15 protein-coding genes and 4 pseudogenes are annotated in these 21,733 nt (G+C 35.0%); 8 read left to right on the forward strand and 11 right to left on the reverse strand.

Annotation, left to right across the window (positions count from 1 at the left end):
* Positions 1-487 precede the first annotated feature (487 nt).
* The 6 genes from LG375_RS04230 to LG375_RS04255 form a co-directional block, all read right to left on the reverse strand.
* Positions 488-1,150, reverse strand: a complete 663-nt coding sequence (locus tag LG375_RS04230) for an ABC transporter ATP-binding protein (RefSeq protein WP_145516682.1) — start codon at positions 1,148-1,150, stop codon at positions 488-490.
* A 1-nt stretch (position 1,151) separates the two neighbouring features.
* Positions 1,152-3,179, reverse strand: a complete 2,028-nt coding sequence (locus tag LG375_RS04235) for a DUF1430 domain-containing protein (protein ID WP_225745356.1) — start codon at positions 3,177-3,179, stop codon at positions 1,152-1,154.
* A 129-nt stretch (positions 3,180-3,308) separates the two neighbouring features.
* Positions 3,309-3,605, reverse strand: a complete 297-nt coding sequence (locus tag LG375_RS04240) for a lactococcin 972 family bacteriocin (protein WP_004183233.1) — start codon at positions 3,603-3,605, stop codon at positions 3,309-3,311.
* Positions 3,606-3,923: 318 nt separating this feature from the next.
* On the reverse strand, positions 3,924-4,274 hold the full coding sequence (locus LG375_RS04245; protein ID WP_070655470.1) for a PBECR2 nuclease fold domain-containing protein: 351 nt from the start codon (positions 4,272-4,274) through the stop codon (positions 3,924-3,926).
* Between the two features lie 93 nt (positions 4,275-4,367).
* Positions 4,368-6,716, reverse strand: coding sequence for a cation-translocating P-type ATPase (locus LG375_RS04250; protein ID WP_225745357.1), 2,349 nt, complete (start codon positions 6,714-6,716; stop codon positions 4,368-4,370).
* A gap of 138 nt (positions 6,717-6,854) precedes the next feature.
* Positions 6,855-7,364, reverse strand: coding sequence for a hypothetical protein (locus LG375_RS04255; protein WP_037599221.1), 510 nt, complete (start codon positions 7,362-7,364; stop codon positions 6,855-6,857).
* Between the two features lie 599 nt (positions 7,365-7,963).
* Between LG375_RS04255 and LG375_RS04260 the strand changes: the two are divergent.
* From LG375_RS04260 to LG375_RS04295, 8 genes and pseudogenes are all read left to right on the forward strand, one after another.
* Positions 7,964-8,360 (forward strand): annotated as a pseudogene (locus tag LG375_RS04260) (transposase); the annotation flags it as partial.
* 746 nt (positions 8,361-9,106) lie between these two features.
* Positions 9,107-9,349 (forward strand): annotated as a pseudogene (locus tag LG375_RS04265) (DeoR family transcriptional regulator); the annotation flags it as partial.
* Positions 9,346-9,579 (forward strand): annotated as a pseudogene (locus tag LG375_RS04270) (PfkB family carbohydrate kinase); the annotation flags it as partial. The pseudogenes LG375_RS04265 and LG375_RS04270, both read left to right, overlap by 4 nt.
* Before the next feature lie 21 nt (positions 9,580-9,600).
* A complete protein-coding gene (locus LG375_RS04275) occupies positions 9,601-10,635 on the forward strand; it encodes a GGDEF domain-containing protein (protein WP_037599187.1) in 1,035 nt (344 codons plus the stop codon).
* Entirely contained in the window at positions 10,632-10,841 is a 210-nt protein-coding gene (locus LG375_RS04280; protein ID WP_064524257.1) for a glycosyltransferase family 2 protein, read from the forward strand. Before LG375_RS04275 ends, LG375_RS04280 begins: the two co-directional genes overlap by 4 nt.
* On the forward strand, positions 10,838-11,902 hold the full coding sequence (locus tag LG375_RS04285) for a bifunctional glycosyltransferase family 2/GtrA family protein (protein ID WP_107372301.1): 1,065 nt from the start codon (positions 10,838-10,840) through the stop codon (positions 11,900-11,902). Before LG375_RS04280 ends, LG375_RS04285 begins: the two co-directional genes overlap by 4 nt.
* Positions 11,892-14,117, forward strand: a complete 2,226-nt coding sequence (locus LG375_RS04290; protein ID WP_037599185.1) for a glycosyltransferase family 2 protein — start codon at positions 11,892-11,894, stop codon at positions 14,115-14,117. Before LG375_RS04285 ends, LG375_RS04290 begins: the two co-directional genes overlap by 11 nt.
* Positions 14,114-16,054 (forward strand): hypothetical protein, encoded by a 1,941-nt coding sequence (locus LG375_RS04295; protein WP_070475404.1) that lies wholly within the window; start codon positions 14,114-14,116, stop codon positions 16,052-16,054. The genes LG375_RS04290 and LG375_RS04295 overlap by 4 nt, the downstream gene beginning before the upstream one ends.
* Before the next feature lie 235 nt (positions 16,055-16,289).
* On the opposite strand, the pseudogene LG375_RS04300 reads toward LG375_RS04295, so the two are convergent.
* The 5 genes and pseudogenes from LG375_RS04300 to LG375_RS04320 all read right to left on the reverse strand — a co-directional run.
* Positions 16,290-16,715 (reverse strand): annotated as a pseudogene (locus LG375_RS04300) (ImmA/IrrE family metallo-endopeptidase); the annotation flags it as partial.
* Between the two features lie 333 nt (positions 16,716-17,048).
* Positions 17,049-17,774, reverse strand: a complete 726-nt coding sequence (locus LG375_RS04305) for an FxLYD domain-containing protein (RefSeq protein ID WP_225745359.1) — start codon at positions 17,772-17,774, stop codon at positions 17,049-17,051.
* Positions 17,775-18,131: 357 nt separating this feature from the next.
* Positions 18,132-19,016 carry a hypothetical protein gene (locus LG375_RS04310; protein ID WP_225745360.1) on the reverse strand — a complete coding sequence of 295 codons (885 nt, stop codon included), beginning with the start codon at positions 19,014-19,016 and terminating at the stop codon, positions 18,132-18,134.
* 364 nt (positions 19,017-19,380) lie between these two features.
* Positions 19,381-19,890, reverse strand: a complete 510-nt coding sequence (locus tag LG375_RS04315) for a hypothetical protein (protein WP_225745361.1) — start codon at positions 19,888-19,890, stop codon at positions 19,381-19,383.
* Between the two features lie 551 nt (positions 19,891-20,441).
* Positions 20,442-21,733, reverse strand: a 1,292-nt coding sequence (locus tag LG375_RS04320; RefSeq protein WP_225745362.1) for a PIN-like domain-containing protein, incomplete at its 5' end; no start/stop codon positions are given.

Consider the following 21,733-nt stretch of genomic DNA (forward strand, 5'->3'; position numbering starts at 1 on the left):
ATAATACTTCTTTAAGGTAAATAGACCTTTAAAGATAAAAGTAAACAAAAAACCTCACAGAGAAAAACTCTGTGAGGGCATTAAATCTAGTTTAACACGGTACCACCTCAGTTAATGGTCTCCAAAAAAACGACCATCATCTCTATCTCCTCTAACAAGGAGTTGCACGGTAAGGGGTGCCAACCGAGAAGAATATGTGTTACCTTCTCATTATCATCCAATCAGCCCAATGTTCGCTCATCTCGATTACCTACTCACAATCACCGCAGGCTCCCTGAAAATCTAAGACCAGTTACTTTCTGATTTACTAACTATTGTACTCCTTTTTAAAAAGATGTCAAGAATTTTCTGTTAATTTTGACAATTTCAACGACCTAACTGACCTTATTTCTTACATTATATGGTATTTGCATTTCCTCCAGATATCTTATGAGAATAAGTCAAAATACCTCTTAAACTAGGTTCTCGAACAAAAGTGATATTAAAACTAACTAATATCGTCGTTAGAGTTATTATATCGAATCTTATTTAATCGAATTACTTGATCTGCTTGTTCCCAAATACTTGGATTATGGGTAGCAATAATAATGATACGATTTGGATTTTTTAGTGATCGAATTAAGTCCATAATTTCTTGAGCATTATCAGGATCTAAAGAAGCTGTTGGCTCATCAGCTAGTATGATAGGAGGATTTTTCAAAAAAAGTTTAGCCAGAGCAACACGCTGTGCTTCTCCGCCAGATAGTTCGTAAATTTTTTGATTAAGATTTAAATGTTCCAGATGAACATCTTTCATCACTTTTTCTTTGCATTCTTGAATATCATTCTTTCTGAGTTTCTTTCCTACCAACCCCAAATCCAGGTTGTAACTTATACTATCATTTTCAATAAGCCCAAAGTTTTGAAACAAATAACCCAAATAATCACGATAATAGACTTGAGATTTAATCTCTTTCAAGTCTGTATCATCATAAGTGACAGAACCACTATCATAAGTCTCTAGTTTTGCCAGAATATTTAAAAGAGTCGTTTTCCCAGAGCCACTTTCTCCGATAAGCGCATATATCTTTCCTTTATCAAAAGATAAATTTAAATCATCAAAAATAACTCGCTTACCAAAATATTTGCTTAGTTTCTTAATTGCAATCATATTACTTTCCTTTCAAAACACTGGCTGAAGTTCTACTCTCAGTAAGCGTCTGTTTGTATAAAATGGTAAACATGTTGATAATAAACAAGGAAACTATAAGTAAACTCATAATCAAATGATGAGTCAAGAAAATCAAAAACACAAGTGCAACACCTAAAACACAGATTTGTGAAAAAAGATAGTTAAAATGCACTTCTTCAAACCTCATACCAGATAATCGCTTGATAAAGATTTCTTTTCTAAATTGCTCAAAGTAAAGAAGGTTCATACTGTCAAATAAAAGTATAGAGGTCAATAAACCTAATAAAACACCAATTAATAGAAAAGCAAGGCGACTACGACTCTCTGAAAGAATCTTATAGTAGCTATTACGATTATTAGTCAAATAAGAAACCCACTGATAAACACCACCTTGTTTAAGTAAATCAATGCTATCCTTATAGCCCGTCATGTGTAGTCCTGAACCTACTTCTGTTCCCCAAAATAACTGACTACTTGGTGTATCTCCCATTGCTTCAGGAGTAGTCACAACAATAATAGGATCATTAAGGAATTGCATAGGTATGTCACTATCTGTATTGTACAAAAAACGCTTTTTCTTATCTTTTACGAATTCGGTAGAGACCGATACCTTAAATAAGTGATGACTATGAGGATTTAGACTACGACTTGAGAAACCTGACATATATTCTGAATATATACTCTCTAACTCTTTCCTACTACTCTTCAACTTCTCTGGAATTATTAATCCAAATTCGCCACGCTTAAGTTTTTTCATTTGTGCTAAAAATTCATCGGAGACACCAACATTTTGCTTTTCCAAGTAATTAGGTGAAACATAAATGGTATTCCCATTAGGCACATAGTCTGTTATTTTAACCCCATTAGCTATATTTGATACTAAGAACTGACGTAAATTTGTTTTTACAAATAGCCCTTTATCATCCTTTAGAGTACGATTTGCGAAGTCATACCAAGACTTATTCTGTTTTTCTTCTTCCTTACCTTGTGTAAAGGCAGAGCTATAACTATAAGATAGCTGGTAGTAATTTCTATTTATAGACCACTCTTCTTTAGCACTATTTAATTGCACAAAATCTTGATAACTATTCAACAACGTACCTACAGTAATACCAACAACTACAATTGCAACGAATTGTCCAAAGAACATCACTCCTAGAAGTCTTCTTAAGGGGAGGCGCCCTCTCATAACTTCAACTAAAGAAGTTGCTTTTAACCCTAGTAGATATATTAAACTTAACCCAAGAGAAATAAAACATAGCGCAAAAAAATATAAAGTTACTCCTGTAAAATAAAGTAATATAGGCAAAGATTGCAAAATCCGAAAATGCCACAAACCTACTCCCCCAATAAGAATAGATAAACAATATGCAATCAATAACTGCCTAGCATCAACGATAAATGATGATAACATTACTTTCATCATGCTTTGCCCTGAAACAAGATTGATTCCAGCATCCCTTAAATCCTTTATTCGGTAAATCAATACTAGTGAAGCAAAGGTCAACAGAAATAATGCGAAACTAATAAGTGAAACCTCATTCAATAATATTGTTAAAAGCAAAGACAATATTGAATAAGAAGAAAAATCAACCGCATTATAGCCAAGCTGACTGAATGTCGAGATAAGTTCTGCTCCCTTTAAATCACCTGAGACAATTAGATAGTTACTAACTATATCACTGCCTTCAGCACTCTCCTGAGAAGCCCTTTTTAAATTAGAAGGTGGAGAAACGTGTCCGTAAAACTGATAACGAAAATCTATTTCACCCTTTTCATTTGGTTGAACAATCCGTCTAGCAATTAAGCTATTATGCTCATTAGCTAAATTAGTTAAAGCATCTGTTACTTCCTTACGATTAGATACCTTATGATCAGTCAAAGCCTGACCAGTCACATCTACAGCATTATAACTCGAAAAAGATATTTGCTGATTTTGTTGAACAATCATTGTGACTAAGTAGCAAGAAAACAGGATAGTCGAGATGAATATAAAAACACGTTTCATACAAACCTCCTAAACGGAACAATTATATATCTTTGTATTGAAATAAAGTTTACGGTCGAAAATGGAACCATTACAAGGAAACAAAAACTAGGTTGACATATTACATTCAACCTAGTCACCGTTACTTAATTAATTATAGTTATAGTAAAAGGCAGCCTGCTCGCCAAAAGACGTTTTAATAAAAGCATACGAAGTCTGACCGGCATAAGCATAGGCCTTACTAGATTTAGAGGTCCAACGACTAACTACAGTTGAACTATGATATTTCGAACCATGATAGTAATTCGAAAAAGCACCACCGTTAGAAGCCCCGTAAGTCCAAACACCACCACCTGGATACTGCGTAGCTGCAGCAACTCCAGACAAAGTCCCAAAAGAAGTCACAGCAAGAGCCAAAACCATTAACGATTTCATATTTTTTCTCATAAGTATTCTCCTTAAAGTAATTGCGATGAAGGAAATAAAATGACATAAACTATGCATAACATTTCTAAACCTTCAGAAGTCAACTGTTACATTAAGTAAACGCTTACTTTTAAGGCTATTATATACAGTTTTTTTGTTTTTATCAATACACTTTTGGTATTTTTGTAAGAATTAATATCTTTACTATACAAAAAAGCCCCCAAAGGGACTTCTTGGTTTGATAAACAACGGCAGGGTGACAGTCCTGCATCTCTTTCAGACCCGAAGGTGCGGCGGCTGCCTCTTCCGCCCTCGTTGTTACTTCTTAACTATATTATATCACATTTTCTTAGCTCTACCAGCATTTAGATAGTTTTTCAGCTTAGAATCTTTAATCACAAACATGGTACGGACATTAAGTTTATCACATAATCTGACCGCTACCAAAACATTACCATCAATACGTTTGATGTACTCCAAGGACTGACCATTAGGATGGCGACCGATATAGTCCGGATGAGCAATAATCTCTGGAATCCGTTCATAGGTAGCATCAAAATCACTGAATTCCTGGCGATGTTTTTCCATATGCTTCTTACGTTGTGCAGACAGCGTGATTTCTTCACCAGGCTTGTAGTCCAAATCAAAAGTTTTAATGACTTTTGGCGTCAAGTGACCTACTATTTTCATGCTTCTATTGTACCACACCTCATACACATCAAGGCTTTTCCTACTGTTCAGCTATCAAAAAACTCAAGCCTGTTACCAAGCTCGAGTTTTGCTTTATGCTTTTTGGAAAGCACCTTGTTTATAGCTAATCCAGAAGAAAAGTGGTGTACAGATAGCCATTGCGACCAGATAGATTGGCAAGGTATAGCTATTAAGTGTCGAAATCTCAATCACATCTCGAAGATAGTAAGAGCTAATCAAGAAGCCAAAGACTGAGTAGATAATCAAGGCCACGCGCCCCTTATTCAACGGAATACAAGCACGAATAACGGCAAGGACACCCGTTGATCCCATCATATAGTAAGACAGCGTCAGCATGTCCGTATTGCTCATGCCAAGATAGACCTGAGACAGATGGAAAATAAGAACACTGATAACCAGCATCAAGGCATTAGGAATAGACAACTGGAGCGAACGTCTGAGGAAATGTTTCTCAACAGGACGAATATTACGTTCGAAGGTTAGAATAAATGGTGGAAAACCTTCAATAAATTGACCTGCCAAAGTCATCTGAACTTGAATAAAAGGGAAGACCAAGAGGTACTCTGCCTTACCAAAAACAATACTGGCAATACAGATAAGCCCCAAAAGGAAGGAATAAACAGTTTTAATGAGGAAAATCGGTGCAATGTGGGCAATATTATTAACCACACGGCGTCCCTCAAATAGAATTTCAGGAATGTCCTTAAACTCAGAATCCATAAGCACCAAGTTGGCAATCTGACGTGTTGCAGGATCTCCCTCTGCCATAACAATCGAACAATCCGCTTCACGCAGTGCCAAGATATCATTGACACCATCACCAGTCATAGCTGTCGTATGCCCATTGGCATTAAGGGTTTGGATTAATAACTTTTTCTGGTGCGGAGATACACGACCAAAAATCGCAGTATCCTCAGCCAAAGCCTCCAACTCCTCATCGCTGACCTTAGAACAGTCAATATAGCTTTGATAGTCGGCAAAACCAGCTTGATGAGCAATATGAGAAACCGTCACTGGATTGTCACCAGAAATAATCTTAAGCGTCACATCTTCTGAACGCAGGTATTCCAGAGTTTCTGCAGCATCCTCACGAATAGGATCGGCAATTTCAAGTAAGGTCAAGGCCTCGACGTCATTCGGCAAAATCATGGTCTCTGTATCAACACCTGACTGACTCCAAGCCAAAATCAAAACACGAGACCCTCGTGCCTGAGCCTGATCGACTGCTTTGGGATTTTCCTTAAGAAGCATCTCAGGTGCTCCCAAAAAGAGAGTTCCAAGTTCATTAACGCTCACAGCACCCCATTTACGATCGCTTGAAAATGGAATAACGTCACCTACCTGATAATGATGTTCCAGACCCTCATAAGCATTTCGAATAGCCTGAGCTGTTGCATTTTTATCCTTGCTATGTTGCATATAAGCCGCAAGCAAACGCTCCAACTCCTCTTTCGTAAAACGCTCTGACAGTAGTTCCAGACCTTTAACTGTCATCTTTCCTTGTGTAATCGTCCCTGTCTTATCTAAACAAAGTACGTCTACACGGGCCAAGGTTTCAACAGAGTACATCTCCTGCACCAGGATATGTTTCATCCCAAGTTTAATGACAGCCGTCAAAAGAGATGTAATAGTCAAAAGGGCAATTCCCTTAGGCAACATTCCCAGAAGGGCTGTCGAACTGGTAACTACCGACTCTTGAAGGGAGAGCTGTTTAATCAAGTAAGCCTCAAAAAAGAGCGCAAGCCCAAACGGTATGACAATCTTTCCCGTAAACTTAGCAATCTTGTCCATATTATAAAGAATACGGGACACGATTGGCTTATGAGTCTTAGCCTCTAGCATGAGCTTGTTGGCGTAATTGTCCTCGGCTACGTTAATGACCTTAGCATAGACCTGACCACTCACAAGATAAGAACCAGAGAGCAACTCCTTCCCATCTTTCTTTAGAATGTGATCACTCTCACCAGTCAGCATGGCCTCGTTAAGCTCGGCTATCCCATCAACAACCACGGCATCACTAGGAACCTGTTCACCCGCAGACAAGAGCATGACATCATCCAAGACAATGTCCTTAGGATCAATAGAAACAAGCTGTCCATCACGCACCACACGAATCTGATCCTTATTCATGAGATTGAGCTTATCAATCATGCGACGGGCACGCAACTCCGTCATCATCCCCGTAAAGGCATTAAGCACAATGATTCCGAAGAAAAAAAGATTAGACCAAGCCTGAACAGCAATCAAGGCCATAAAGATTGCAAAATTGAGCACATTAAAGGAGTTGAAGACATTACGCCTAAAAATCTCCCAATTGCTGGAGCCAGTTTTTGCTTTAAAATGATTTGTTTTACCGGCATCTATCCGCCGCTTGACCTCCACCTGCGTCAAGCCTTGTAACTGTTTTTTCATAACTTTCATAGTAGCATAAAAATGAGGTGTTTTCAAAGGTTAGCCGTCATGAATACCAAGGAAATAAACCTATTAACCCTCACGCTTTTTCCACTATGTCATCCAGGCCAATAAAACCAACAAAAATATTCTGCAGAATTATATTCTCTAATTAAACCTACTTTGATAAATTAAATTAAACAACCATTGAAGGTTGATTAATGGTTTTGGTTGAGCATCAATCACAGGTTGAACGGTCTCTCTAATTTCTTTTAGGACTTTTCGTTGATTATATTTTATCTTGTGATAACGTTTGTCAAAAGCATCTTGGATAGAAAAATTACGATTAAAAATATAACTTTCACCTGAGTCCGAGAAAAAGAATAGAGTATCACCTGAAAGATCTAATACAGACGATTCTGTTCCTTTTTCTCTAGTTATAGCGTACGACCCGTCCTCATCATAGCTAATACCATCTATTTCCGGTGTATAAATCCAGCCATTATTCTCCATTAGCATAACGATATCCGGCTCTGTCCCCTCCTTATGAGGGATGTGCTGAGCATAATAAACAGAGTGGTATTTTAAATTAAAAAAAGTAAATAGGCTCATTCCTAAGACTGTAACCAGCCCTATAAATAGTCCTACAAAAATCCCTAAAATATTGCTTTTTCGCATTGTCATCTTCTCTTTCTTTTTCTATCTCCAATCGAATTTTTGACCAGATTAACAATAAACCATTGTACACTATTTTTAACAAGTCTTACAATTTAAGGATTAGTTACTTTGTGATTGCTCTAACATTTTTTATGAATAAGAAAAAATCAAGTCTTAACAAATTCCTCCAATACTTCTCCCCACTTTGTCAATCAAGCTAAACATAGTATAATAGTTGAGGTTTTGACTGCCTATTCTATAAGGCTAATTAAGGCATCAAAAAGTAAGAAACAAGGGCTAAGCCCTTGATATGAAAGGAATCTAGAAACTATTATGATGAACATGCAAAACTTGTTCCAAGAATTTTTTAGGCTTGTTATCATCATAAATACTGATTTTAAAGGATTTAACTACTAGTAAACTTAACAACTTCTATATATTTTACACTTTATAGGACAGTAAATGGACAGTGACAGCATAATTGAAGAGTGAACAAAAAGAGGTATAAAAATACCTCTTTCAGATTGAAGACAAAGTCCTCAGAAGTTATACTTCTGGGGACTTTGTCTTGCTTCGAAGAAGTATAATAAAAGAAAAGGTATTTGATGAGGTACTCCTAGTTAGCGATTTGTACTGAAAGTCGCCAGCACCAAAAAGTTGTTGTGCGTCATATTTGGAAAGATGCCTTAGACATCTGTGAAGATATCCGTCATCAAAGTGGGATGAAGGAACGGTACCAACATCGGAAAGAAACGATAGAACGTTTATTCGGAACAGCTAAAGAATATCATAACTTGCGTTATACCAGAGAAAAAGGAAAGTCCAAAATGGAAGATAAGGTTGGGCTTACTTTGGCATGTCTAAATATCAAAAAATTGGTAAAAATGATGGTAGGAAAGACCTGTTATTTTATCCAAATACCTCAATATTATTGGATTATGAGAGAATTAAGTGTGAATATAAAAAAAGACAAGCATCAAAAACGATGTTTGTCTTCATTCTGAATCAGAATTTTAATAGGAATTCTGATTTTTTTATGCAAATCCATTTAAAAGCCAAAGGGTGTTTAACTATTATTTATTAAAATATAGATAAATATCATTTGATTAGTATTTGTTAAGTAGGAGTGTTTAATTCAAACGACTTCATTATAATGGTTGTCACATACATTAAAATAATAAAAAATTGAAAAAGGTTGAAAAATAAAAATAACATGTTATAATTATGGCGTCTATATGAATAGGGAATATTGGTAGTAGTAACTTGAAGCCAACTTGATTGTAATCTTTCAACTCTTTCGGGGAGAGTTTTATACGATTACGTGTTGGTGCTTGGTACTATATGATATGGTATTGGGATAGGGTTATCATACCGATATTTTGATTTGTAAGATGGGGATAGAGCGTAAGTAAAGGGGACGCTCTTTAAAATGGGGAGAAGTTTTTATGAAATATATGTAAATTAGCAATACTGCTGGATTCAAAAACACTTTTATTAGCAAAGCGTTTTTTCTCCTGCAGTTTTTTTATTTATTAAATAGTGTATTTTTAAATTCGGGGGAGAAGACTAGAAAATCTCAAAACAATTGATATCCTTGGATGATATGACTTAGTTTTCTTGTCTTACTTCTTGAATTTTATACGTAATGATAGTCTTTTTATTGAGACCTTTTTCTTTATCTACTTTACATCATTTGCAAAACAAGACCAATAGCGAGGGCATTCCCTTTAATGCTTTTGGAGAAAGGATAACTCATTTTCCTTTTCATTGGTGCTAATGGAGTTGATGCCAATTATTTCACAACGCCAGATATGGAAGAGGCGGTCATTAAACGAGCAGTGATAGCTAATGCGCAAAAAGCCTATGTTCTAGCTGATGCCTCTAAACTTGGTCAGGTTACCTATGCTAAGGTAGCCGAGGTTGAGAAAGTAACCATAATCACAAATACTTCGGAAGAAGAACTCCTGAAAGAATTAAAAGAGAAAACGAGGGTTATTGAAGTATGATTTATACTGTGACGCTAAACCCATCAATCGACTTCATTGTTCGTATCGACAAGGTAGAGATTGGTGAAGTTAACCGTATAGAGAGTGATGATAAATTCGCTGGCGGTAAGGGTATTAATGTCAGCCGTATTCTACAACGTTTAGGAATTGACAATACTGCTACGGGCTTCATCGGTGGTTTTACAGGACGTTTTGTTACAGACAGTTTGGATGCTGAAGGTATTAAAACTACTTAGAATGGTGAGGCTGTAATGGTATTAGGAAAAGTAAGTGATTTTTTAATCAAGCATCAAAGATTGTTAATGTACTTAAGTATTTTTGCTGCGTTAATGTTATTAATGCGCTTAGTGTATGATGATGTTTTGATTGACCATGATAATCCCATCGTTTTAGCAATCTTTATAGGAATACTAGTTCTTTGGACCCTAGCATCTTACCTTAATCGAAGACAGCATATGCTATCCCACTTTATCTTACAGAGTTCGAAACTTATTAACGTCTATGCTGTAGACTTAGATTATCGTTTTATTGCGGTTAATAAGAATGATATTCGGCTCATGGAAGAAATCTTTTATTTCACTCCCAAAATTGGTGACTTTCCAATGAATTATCTTAATAGTGAAGATGCTGCGCGTTTAAAAGCAAATGTTGATCGTGCGAAAAAGGGTGAAACATTTATATTTATGGATACTATTAAGACAGGCGACAAAACGCTTTACTGGCAAAATATGTATTCTCCCATTTATAACAATCGCCAAAAAGTGATTGGTGTTTCTTGTTTTGTTCTTGATGTTACAGAGCAGAAATTTCATGAACTTGAAATACAGAGGATGGCATACGAAGATGTTTTAACACGGGTTCATAATCGACGATATATTGAGCTTGCTTTTGAGGAATGTCTGACACGTAAAGAAGAACAAATTACGGTTATTATATCTGATTTGAATAAATTCAAGGAAGCAAATGATACCTTTGGACATGCTACGGGAGATAAGATTCTAATTGAATTTGGTGATATTTTAACGAAGATAATGCCTGAAAGTGCTGTAATAGCAAGGTTAGGTGGAGATGAATTTGCGGTTTTACTCCCTGGAGTTTCTGAAAATCAAGCTGAATTTTTAATAAAACTTGTTCAAGCAGAAATGACTCTCAAAGATATGGGGATTACAGCATCTTTAGGTGCTTATACGGACTCTTATCAATCACATAAAAACTTCGTTGATTTTTTTGCAATAGCTGATAAGAAAATGTACGAAAATAAAAGTCAGAAAGGAGAACGTCGATGATGTTTCAAGATGTTGATATTGTCATTCCTGCCTATGAACCTTATGACCGTTTGTTGGAACTTTTGAAAAATATTCGGGATAAGGAAAATCAGATGTTTGATATTATTCTAGTCGATGACGGTAGTGGAGCTGATTTTGCACCGTTATTTGCAATAGCTGATAAGAAAATGTACGAAAATAAAAGTCAAAAAGGAGAACGTCGATGATGTTTCAAGATGTTGTTATTGTCATTCCTGCCTATGAACCTGATGACCGTTTGTTGGAACTTTTGAAAAATATTCGGGATAAGGAAAATCAAATGTTTGACATTATTCTAGTCGATGACGGTAGTGGAGCTGATTTTGCACCGTTATTTGCAATAGCGCAGAGTAACTATGCTTGTCATTTGCAAAGACATGCTGATAATAAAGGAAAAGGTCGTGCTTTAAAAACGGCTATTTCATATACTTTGGACAATTTTCCTAATGCCAAAGGAATTGTGACGATTGATTCTGATGGTCAACACACCTACGAAGACATGATGAAATGTTTGGCTGAATTTTTGCAACATCCTGATAGTTTGGTGCTGGGTGTTAGAACATTTGAAAAATCTGTTCCTTTACGTAGTAAATTTGGAAATTTATTGACAAGAGACGTCTTGGGGGCTATGACAGGTGTGAACGTTTCTGATACGCAAACGGGACTTCGTGTGATTCCTATGTCATGGTTGCCAAAACTCTTAACCGTGGAGGGTGAACGGTATGAGTTTGAGATGAATATGTTACTTGAGGCAAAAGAGGACAATATTCTGATTTGTGAAGTTGGCATTGCAACGATTTATTTGGATGAAAATCAGTCGTCGCATTTTGATGTGATTCGTGACTCGATTAGAATTTACAAGGTTTTCTTCAAGTACATTTTTTCATCATTGTTTTCCTTCTTGGTTGATATTGTTGCTTTTACGATTTTAATTTCTTTGTTTAATGGATTGAGTTTTAGTGCGGTGACGTTAGCTTCGATTTTAGCGCGTGTGATATCATCTGTTGTTAATTTCACCTTGAATCGTAAGGTGGTCTTTAAACGAGGTCAATCAAATAGTGCGATAAAATACTTCACTTTGGTGGTAGTACAGATTGTTTTGTCAAGTTTATTGGTAACAGTTCTAGGAAATGCCTTGACGACGCTGCCAATTTCATTGGTGAAGATTTTAGTTGACGGTACACTTTTCATTGTCAGTTATTTTGTGCAAAAACATTTGATTTTTAGTGGAGGTGAGAATGAAGACTAGTAAGAGGATACTCTATTTCGTTGCATTTGTAACGACTGCCTTTTATTTAACTTGGCGTTTGGTGGCGACTATTCCGTGGCATGATTCATGGTTTGCGCTGATCTTTGGGATTTTATTGTGGGGAAGTGAGGTAGTTTCAGCCATTACAGGCTACATTCTCATTTGGAATAAGCAAAAGGACTTTAAGCTTGAAAAGCCTGAGATTGCTAAGGAGCGTTACCCAGATGTGGATGTTTTGATTGCAACGCATAATGAGGATCCAGAGTTGCTTTATAAGACGATTAATGCCTGCACTTTTATGGAATATCCTGATAAGTCTAAGGTGCATATCTACGTCTGTGATGATACCAATCGTCTAGAAGTTGCCAAATTGGCTGATGAGCTTGGTGTTGGTTATTTTGGTTTGGCGGATAATAAAGATGCCAAATCAGGAAACTACAATAATGCTTTACGTCAGACGTCATCACCTTTGGTGGCGACATTTGATGCGGATATGATTCCTTATCGTGAATTCCTGTTGGAAACTGTGCCTTATTTTGTTGAACAAGTTGAGGCTTATGAAAATGGTGACGATTATGATAAGTCAAAAATTGGTTTGATTCAAACGCCACAAAGTTTTTACAATGCTGATATTTTCCAATTTAACTTATTTTCAGAATCAACCTTACCAAACGAACAAGATTTCTTTTCCAAAGAAATTAATGTTTTCAATAATTCGCACGGTGCAGCGCTTTATACGGGGTCTAATACGCTTATTTTCCGCAAGGCGATTGAAGATGTTGGTGGTTTTCCGACAGATACCATTACGGAGGATTTCGAGCTAGGTGTTCGGATAAATGCGGCTGGTTATGTAAATTATTCGACGAAAAGTCCAATGGCTAGCGGGTTAACGCCGACAGATTTGAAGAGTGTCATCAAACAGCGCGTGCGCTGGGGACGTGGCGTTATTCGCAGTAGCTACAATATGAATATCTTCTTTAATCCCAAATTGACAATGGGGCAAAGAATTGTTTATATTAATGGCTATCTTTATTGGTGGTCTTTCTTTAGACGGTTATTGTATATCTTGGCACCGATTTTATATACGGTTTTCCATGTGCGTGTGGTGGTGTCAAATATCTGGCTACTGTTCCTATTCTGGTTGCCAAGTTTCGCCTTGACACGCTTGTCAATGCGAGAAGTCTCAAAACAATACCAAACACAGGTTTGGGGAGAAATTGTGGAAACGATTTTTGCTCCGTATTTGTTTATTCCCATGATGTTGGAGTCCTTTGGCATTAGCAATAAAAAATTTAAGGTGACACGTAAGGGAAATTATACGTCGTGGACGTTGTACCTTTATGCGCTTCCTTATCTTGTTTTATGGGGATTAGCCGTTTATGGTTTGGTGACTTTTAACTATGGAAAATTTGGTTCAGAGCTTTTTTATGGAAGTATTATCAGTTTTTGGTTGATTTATCATATCATCAATTTGACCTTTGCGATTTTCTGTGCGCTTGGTCGTCCGATTTATCGCTCAAGTGAGCGTTTTACTGTTGATGAAGCTATGGTTATTGAGGTTGATGATGATTCTTACCAAGTGAGAGTCTATGATATTTCAGAAACGGGGATTTCATTCTATACGGATTTACCATTGTATTTGCCGAAAGAAAAAGAACTGACGCTTAATTTGCAATCACGTGATTACCATGCGAGGGTAAAAGGTCATGTTGTTCGTGTTTTTGCGATTGATAATGGTTGGCGCTACGGCGTTCAATTTTCAGAAGTTCCTGAAGCTGATAAGCGCGAATTTTATCAGTACATTTATGACCGCATTAATCACAATCTTCCGAAGAAAAAAGACCCTTGGATGACAACATGGGATGATTTATTTGAGAACTTTAGTCAACGTTTCCAAAATAATGAACGTCCTGTTTCAGCCTATGACCAAGTAGCTTTTCCGAAAGTTCGTGTCAATGAAGAGGTTCAGGTTGCTGGAAAAAAATGCCAGCTTAGAAAGACAGATTATTATTACATGACATTTTCTGGAAAATTGACAAATCCTAAAAAAGAACCGAATGTCGCATTTACCTACAAAGATTTGCCAATTCAGTTGACTTTTGTGTCCTATGATACTGATAGAGACGAGTCGCTTTATCGAGTTACCAATTTAGCGGATTTGGATAGCTTACCTGCTTTTAAAGCCTTAGCAAATGAATGGAGAGGGAGAGTATGATTAGTATTGCTAGATTACTGTTGTTCTTTGTGATTACCATGGGGTACAATGCCTTTTTCCGTAATACTGTGAAGATGAATCGCCGTCTGACATGGGTGTTTACATTTTCAGTCATTACATTGGTATTGTACCTTGGTAGTTTGTTAGGCTTTATGTTGCAGACCGTGTATGCCATTTCTGTTTTGGGCTGTCTTTTGAGTCTTTACTATCTTTGGGCGGTATGGAAAAAGAAATATCGCTTTAGGAGACTTGATTATATTTCGCTTGGAATGATGGCTTATTTGCTTTTGTTTGGAATAACGCTCTGGCATTCACCGCTTTTACATTATGATAATTTTACGCATTGGGCAACGATTGTAAAATTTTTCCATATCAATAATGCTTTGCCAACACAACAGGATACGATTATTAGTTATTATACCTATCCTGTTGGAAGTTCACTTTTCATTTATTTTTTCACGACCATCGTAGGCTTTTCAGAAGGTAGTATGTTGGTCGGGCAATTCTTCTTGATTGCTTCCAGTCTTTATGCCATGTTTGCGGCACTTCGTGATGATCGACGTGTCTTAATGGTTAGCATGATTTTTGCTTCGTTTGCTGTTTTTAATACGTTCAACGTTGCTATTCGATTAAATAATTTGCTGGTTGATTTTCTGCTTCCGGCCTTGGCCTTGGCAGCCATAGCAGGTTGTTTTGTCTATCGTAATCGTTTCTGGTTTTTGTCGCTAAATACGGCGGTAATTCTTGGATTATTAAGTATCGTCAAAGTAGATGGACTTTTCTTTGTCGCTCTCGTTTTAGTAGTTTATGTGGTTTGTATTGTGCGTTTACTTGTTCGTAAAAGAGCACGTTTAAAAGCACTAGTGCTGCTCATAATGACCTTGCTAGTCAGCTGTCTTCCTTTTGTTATTTGGCAAAAGCATGTGACGGATAATTTCCCAAATGCCTCAAGTGCCAAGCATGCGGTGTCCATGTCAGAACTTGGTCAGGTATTGACTGGAAATCTGTCAGGCGTCCCACAAAAAATTATCACTCTTTTTGTCAAATCGGTGTTTACGTTTGACAGTTTGGCAAGCAATGGAATTTTGATAATCAATCTGATTATGATGATTGCCTTTATTGTGATTGGCATTCGTTTGAAATATAAGAAATTTGTCTTGTTGACTTGGGGATTTGTTGATATTTCGATTGTGACTTACTATATTGGCATTTTACTCATGTATCTGACAGCAATGCCGACTGATGAAGCGTTAGAATTAGCAGGATTTGAGCGCTATGCTTCGAGCATCGTTATCTTTGCTTTTGGTTGTTTGACCATGGCTTTAGCATGGGTAATGGACAAGGGTCTGTATGAAAAAATCATTAGTAAACGTAATGCTAGGTCTTACAAGAGCTTATTTAATAAACGCTTGTACCAATACGCGAGCCTTGTTTTGACAGTTTATGCCATTGGAATGTTCTTGTCAGAAAATAATAGCATTGTTTACAATAACAATCAGGAAACAAACGAGGTCGCAAAAGAAATTCGTCAGTTTACTGGAAGTCAGAGTAATTCGTCAACGGATAGAATTTTGGTTGTAACAGCAGATAAGGAGAATGTAGATAATTATTTTGCCCAATATGCTAGTCGTTATTATCTGTGGGATGTCAATGTTGATGCCAGAGAAAATTTTGTGTCGGTTGACCAAAAATTTTTAGATTTAATGGCATCATACAGCGACAGCGCAACAAGTTATTACCTCAGCAATAAAAATATCGATACTAGAGATGATTCCAATTTAACAGACGATGACTTTATTGCACTCTTAAAAACGTATGACGAAGTCTTGATTTTAGATGACCATTATACGTTTAATGCCTTGACGAAAAAACTATTTGGTCGGACATATTCCCCAGGATTGTATAAAGTATCAGATATTCTTGCTGGAAAAGGGTAAGTTTTCTAGCTTTATCAAGCATAAGTCTTGATATTTCAAATAAAATATGCTATTACAACAAAAAATATGTAGAAGGAGGCGGAGTTTGTGACTTCGCCTCTTGTGGTGCTCAAAAGACTTTCTTGAACATTGGAGAGGAAGCTAAGATAAGTCCGTTTGAATTATCTGCTCTACTCATCACACAAAGCGAGGTCCTTAAAAGATACAATCCACGTTCCACACACTCAACACTAGCATAGAAAGATCTCATATCCACAAAAGCAATATTTTGCACTTGATGAAAAGTATCACGATTATAGTAGATTTTTGATAAAAGGACAATATCTGGTATCAAGACCACAGCAGAAAAGATATTCGCCTCTCGCTCTAACAAGTTCTCTTTATTATCAATTGATTCTGCAAAATAATTTCCATCATGTTTAAGTATAAAGTGACCCAATTCGTGACAAAGTGTAAAATTCTGCTTTACTTTTGGATTATCTATCTCATAAGAGAAACTGGTTCCTAACTTATCAACTACTGTCAAACCTTCTATCTTATGATTAGAAAAGTGGTGGCTTATCACTTGGATTTGGTTTTTCTGAATACAATGTTGAAAAAAGTAATTGAAATTATAGTTTAGTAACGAAATATCATTGTTCTTCATATACTGGTATAACATATGTTTTGTAGACTTACTTATTCATGCATATAACTTATCCAAAGATCAATACCTCCTTTAAATATGACTTACAGATAACTAAACCTTTTTGGTTGAGTTCGTTTTATAAAAAAAGTGGACAATTGTCCACATGCAAAACTTGTTCCAAGAATTTTTTAGGCTTGTTATCATCATAAATACTGATTTTAAGGGATTTAACTACTAGTAAACTTAACAACTTCTATATATTTTACACTATATAGGACAGTAAATGGACAGTGACAGCATAATTGAAGAGTGAACAAAAAGAGGTATTTTTATACCTCTTTTTGCATAACTTTCTATTTTTAGAACTTAGTTGAAACAATATTGTCTACCCTTCCATAAAATAGAAAATCTACTCAAAGCTAAAACTTTTTTCACCCAACTTAACCTTAAAAATTTGAACCTCGTATCTGAATCTGGAATCGAGAATTCAAAGCTTTCTTTAGTTCCATTTTCCCATCCATATCTTGTGTTAAAGCGAAAACCAGAATAAACTTTATCATTTTCATCATAAAAATTAATTGCAACATCTATGTACGTGATTTCATGACCTGTAGTATTTTCAAAATTCCCTATGTAGCGCTTCTCTTTTTCCGATACACCTGAAACCATTTCAGCTACAAAGTTTTTTTTAGCAAAAGTATCTACTAATATTCCGTAAACTCTATTAAATTCTTTCACAGCTTTACCAGATTTCAATATACTATCTAGGCTATTTTTATCTTGAACAGGAATTCCGACTATTGAGTTAATATCTAGAAGCAATTCAAAACGTTTATTTTGGTATTGATTCCATTCACTTACAAAAGTACTATCCACAAAATTTTGATTTTCTATAGATTTTCTTTCATTCTTTTGGACGTTAATATATGTGTTAGCTAATCTCTTTAACTTAGGATTTTTAAATTTCCTATTTTTATACTGTTCAATTTCAATTAGTTCATAATCTATATAAGATTTATAGTCTTCAACTTCTCTTTCATCATAATTCTTTAGGTCAGTAACTTTCCAACGTTCATCCAATCCTTTTGCCAATGAAGTTATGAATTCACTATCATAAGTCTTATTCCTGTTATCGATTGATTTAAATATAGATATTAACAAAAGTATTAGTAATACAGATATTAAGGATATCCTTAGTAGTTTTTTTATCAAAGTCAATCCCCCATCTCTATTGTTTTATTTATTATATTAACCCCTTGATTACTGTCACGATAGTAAATATCTTTTAAGTGACAATACTAGTATAGATATTTTTTCATACCAAATAAATCTCGGTTCTTTATTGGTTAGAGGATCTGTTTATGAAACATTTAAGAGAGATGCGTACATTTCTCAAAGAACATCCCGAACGTAAATTTACCTAATTTTATTCAGGAGTATTTCTTGTTTTTAATTAATTTTATCTTCTTCAAAGTGACCTACTCCACCTTCAACAACAAATATACAAGTTACATGATTACTTTCCCCTTCTTCACTATAATAATTACCACGTATTTCATATATTCCATCAGAAAATGAGCCTTTGGGCAAAGATAAGAGTTTTGTTTTAAAATAATCAATATGCTCTCTCGAAAATGACTTGCTAGCGTTAGGATCAAGAGAAGCAAAAATACAATCCAAATGAAGACTCACTGCTTTACTCTTCATTAAATTTTTAGGTCTAATATTATAAAAGCCAGCCGCTTCAAAGTCTCCATTATCACGATTCCTGACTGCCTGTGAAAGAATAGTAGCGTAGATTTTTTCTCTAGATACTGGCTCAAATTTATAACTATAATCAAACGTCACTTGTCTGTCAAATAGTTTATTAATTTTATTGGCAACATCTTTTTTGATTTCATCTTCTTCTCGTTGAAAACCTGGTCTCATTTTATAAACATCTAACAAGAAACTAAACTCGTTGAATTTAACAGTATCAAACAAGTCTTTTTCTTTGTCATTGAGCAATGCTTCGATCTTTGTAGATAACGGAGGATAAAAATCTGAAATATGCTCCCCATTATATTCTCGTATATCTGCTCTCAGATTCTCATCTAAAAAATATCCATCAGAAAATCTCTCAGTATAATTCACTTCAACAACAGTACCGTGAAATGCTTCAATTTCTTTATATGTCCCAATTACTTTTACATTACCTTTAAGACCAAGCGTTTTAAATCCTTGTACGACATTATTACTCCACTGATGCCCTTTTCCACAAAAAGTCACTACTACAAAGAAAATTAAACTCACAATGGCAACTATTCCAATAATTGTATATCTTTTCGACTTCATGTCACTGTTGCCTCCCTCTGCATTAATTTATTTTTCAAGGTCCCCAATTCCATAACTCTAACTCTTCTAAAATCATTATACTATATACAAACATTTTTCACTCATCTTCTTCAAATGAAAATTTCTCCAGATTAATAGGGACTGACTATCAAAAGTGAGATTTAAGTAAAACATCCTAGTCCCACATCCTTAGAATTTTCAATTCTACTACTTTTTTATTTCGGAAGAACTAGCACCTATCCTCTAACCGTAAAAAACACTTTGCAAACTGCAAAGCGTTTTCTTTTATACTTTTAACTAGCGTAACTATATATGCTCACAAGCATAATCAATCTTACAAAATGCTTCTATGCTATCTTATTCTCTAATTAAACCTACTTTGATAAATTAAATTAAACAACCACTGAAGATTGATTAATGGTTTTGGTTGAGCATCAATCACAGGTTGAACGGTCTCTCTAATTTCTTTTAGGACTTTTCGTTGATTATATTTAATATTGTGATAACGTTTGTCAAAAGCATGTTGGACAGAAAAATTACGATTAAGAAGATACCTATCATTTGATTCGGAATGAAAAAATAGAGTATCACCTGTAAGATCTAATACAGACGTTTTAGTTCCTTTTTCTCTAGTTATAGCATACGTCCCGTCCTCATCATAGCTAATACCTTCTATTTCCGGTGTATAGGCCCAACCCATATTCTCCATCAACATAATGACGTCCGGCTCTGTCCCCTCCTTATGAGGGATATGCTGAGCATAATAAACAGAGTTAAATTTTAAATTAATAAAGATAAATAGGCTCATTCCTAAGACTGTATACAGCCCTATAATTAGTCCTACAAAGAGCCCCAAAATATTTCTTTTTCGCATTCTTTTCTTCTCTTTCTTTTTCTATCTCCAATCGAATTTTTGACCGGATTAACAATAAACCATTGTACACTATTTTTAACAAGTCTCATAATTTAAGGATTAGTGGCTTTGTAACTGATTTAACATTTTTTATGAACAAGAAAAAATCAAGTCTTAACAAATTCCTCCAATACTTCTCCTCACTTTGTTAATCAAGCTAAACATGGTATAATAGTTAAGATTTTTATATTACTCATTTCTGGGCAGAAGTGGGCAGTAAAATTTAAGAAACAGGGGCTAAACCCTTGGTATGAAAGGAATCTAGAAAATATTATGATGAACATGCAAGATTTGTTTCATGATTTTTTTAGGCTTGTTATCATCATAAATACTGATTTTAAGGGATTTAACTTTCAAAAAAGGTATTAATAAACACTAAAATTTACTTCAATAAGACAAAAAATAGGCAATAACACAGTATCTTCTTACGAAAAAACACAGCTCTCCTGAGTTGTGTTTTTTCTTTATGTTGCATAAACTTTTAAAGTTAACAAATCATTTTACGATGATAATTATTCATCATTTTCTTTATTATTATCGTCGCTATCTAGGTTTTCTTCATCAACTGAATCATCCAAACATTTCTGATAATAATTGAAATCTTTAGCCAATAAATGATCAATATCATAAGAATTAAACAGATACTCAAAGTAAGTATAGCGATTTGACTGCATCGCATTCCAATCAAAACCTAAAGGTATCGGTCTAGTTAACTTAATAGCTTTTCCTTTAAAAAGAATCATTTTCTTAGAAGGATTTTCTGGAGACTCTACAATTTTATCAATCTCTGCATAATGGGTGATTTTAGAAATTGGGGTAGTCTGATAAACTGCAATATATTTTAGAAATGGAATACGCTCATCTTTAATATAGACTGAGTACCATTTGTCCTCTCCTAAAAAGACTTCATTAAATCCTTTCTTCTTAGCTCTAACAATTATAGTATTCTGAAATTCTATTTCACTGTTTATCGTCACAAATTCATTAATTTCATCTCTAATACCCTTTGTTTCATCTTCAGAAAGTTCTAATATTTCCTGTATAAATTCTAAACTCTGTTTTCTAATTATTTTTTTTCCAGTTGTCTGTAGAAATTCAATCTTCAATTCTTTCTTTAACTCACTCTCCCCCTTTTTCTCACTCCAGTCTGTTTTTGTATCATCGGAAACGATAACAACGTTCTCATATTCACTATTTTTGATATATTCTATTAAGTCCAACCATAAAATAGCATCTCCATAAGATTTTTGAAAAGATAATTTCCCAAAAGTACGCAACCCGTTTCCGTTATTAGTTTTATTCTTATCTTTATAACCGGGTGGAATATCTTTCTCCATTCTCTCTGAAATAACTTTATTAAAGTTCTCAAGTTTCTCACTAGTATATTCAGAACCAACTACTCCCTCATGAGACAATATTTTATTCAATCTCTCAAGTCTCTTTTTGATGCTTTCATTATAATTAGATTCATCATAAGAATCTAATTCAATAGATAACGCTTTTTTTTCTTTTATCATTTCTTCATTCATTTTTTCTACAGATTTTTTAATTGATTTGTAGAGATTATTTATGAATTCATCTAACTTCGCTCTAGCTCCATCTTGACCTTTATAGTTGATATTTCCATTTAGATTATTCATTGTCCCTGAGTTTAACCCCGATAACTTAATAATCTTATCTTTCAAATATTCTATTAATTCCTCATTTTCAATATCAAATACTTCTTCTAAGTTTATAGCAGCTTCAAATAAAGTGTTGATGTTCTTTAACACTTTTTTTGTATCAGATATCTGTCCTTTTATAT

Source organism: Streptococcus sp. Marseille-Q3604, assembly GCF_916619785.1.
In the GTDB taxonomy this organism is placed as follows: domain Bacteria; phylum Bacillota; class Bacilli; order Lactobacillales; family Streptococcaceae; genus Streptococcus.

Excerpts from the sequence above, each read along its gene's own strand:
- LG375_RS04230 (WP_145516682.1), bottom strand. The coding sequence starts at position 1,150 with ATGATTGCAATTAAGAAACTAAGCAAATATTTTGGTAAGCGAGTTATT.
- LG375_RS04235 (WP_225745356.1), bottom strand. The coding sequence starts at position 3,179 with ATGAAACGTGTTTTTATATTCATCTCGACTATCCTGTTTTCTTGCTAC.
- LG375_RS04240 (WP_004183233.1), bottom strand. The coding sequence starts at position 3,605 with ATGAGAAAAAATATGAAATCGTTAATGGTTTTGGCTCTTGCTGTGACT.
- LG375_RS04245 (WP_070655470.1), bottom strand. The coding sequence starts at position 4,274 with ATGAAAATAGTAGGTCACTTGACGCCAAAAGTCATTAAAACTTTTGAT.
- LG375_RS04250 (WP_225745357.1), bottom strand. The coding sequence starts at position 6,716 with ATGAAAGTTATGAAAAAACAGTTACAAGGCTTGACGCAGGTGGAGGTC.
- LG375_RS04255 (WP_037599221.1), bottom strand. The coding sequence starts at position 7,364 with ATGCGAAAAAGCAATATTTTAGGGATTTTTGTAGGACTATTTATAGGG.
- LG375_RS04275 (WP_037599187.1), top strand. The coding sequence starts at position 9,601 with ATGGTATTAGGAAAAGTAAGTGATTTTTTAATCAAGCATCAAAGATTG.
- LG375_RS04280 (WP_064524257.1), top strand. The coding sequence starts at position 10,632 with ATGATGTTTCAAGATGTTGATATTGTCATTCCTGCCTATGAACCTTAT.
- LG375_RS04285 (WP_107372301.1), top strand. The coding sequence starts at position 10,838 with ATGATGTTTCAAGATGTTGTTATTGTCATTCCTGCCTATGAACCTGAT.
- LG375_RS04290 (WP_037599185.1), top strand. The coding sequence starts at position 11,892 with ATGAAGACTAGTAAGAGGATACTCTATTTCGTTGCATTTGTAACGACT.
- LG375_RS04295 (WP_070475404.1), top strand. The coding sequence starts at position 14,114 with ATGATTAGTATTGCTAGATTACTGTTGTTCTTTGTGATTACCATGGGG.
- LG375_RS04310 (WP_225745360.1), bottom strand. The coding sequence starts at position 19,016 with ATGAAGTCGAAAAGATATACAATTATTGGAATAGTTGCCATTGTGAGT.
- LG375_RS04315 (WP_225745361.1), bottom strand. The coding sequence starts at position 19,890 with ATGCGAAAAAGAAATATTTTGGGGCTCTTTGTAGGACTAATTATAGGG.